This is a genomic window from Paraburkholderia sp. SIMBA_027, from assembly GCF_046535315.1.
In the GTDB taxonomy this organism is placed as follows: Bacteria; Pseudomonadota; Gammaproteobacteria; order Burkholderiales; family Burkholderiaceae; genus Paraburkholderia; species Paraburkholderia tropica.
This window is the reverse complement of sequence record NZ_JAWRWY010000718.1, coordinates 1-267: the sequence shown is the minus strand read 5'-3', so window position 1 is coordinate 267 and position 267 is coordinate 1. Positions and strand designations below refer to the sequence as shown.

At 60.7% G+C, this 267-nt stretch carries 1 protein-coding gene; it reads right to left on the bottom strand.

From position 1 onward, the window contains the following. Positions 1-239: ATP-binding cassette domain-containing protein (locus SB764_RS40920; RefSeq protein ID WP_410866889.1), on the bottom strand; the 239-nt coding region annotated here is incomplete at its 3' end. Between the last annotated feature and the right edge of the window lie 28 nt (positions 240-267).

The window sequence follows — 267 nt, the reverse complement described above, 5'->3', positions numbered from 1 at the left end:
GAAACGCCGCGGCTCGTCAGGTCGTGGATGACCTTGAAGAGAACTTCGACCTCGGTGGCGCTCAGCGCCGAGGTCGGTTCGTCCATGATCAGAATGCGCGAATTGACCGAGAGCGCGCGGGCGATCTCGACGATCTGCTGCTGGGAAATCGACAGATCTCCGGCACGGCTGGCGGGATCGATATCGCCGATTTCCCTGAGGATGGTTGCCGCCCGTTTGCCGAGTTCGCGATAATTCATGAACCAGGAGCGGCTTTGGCCTGTCTCC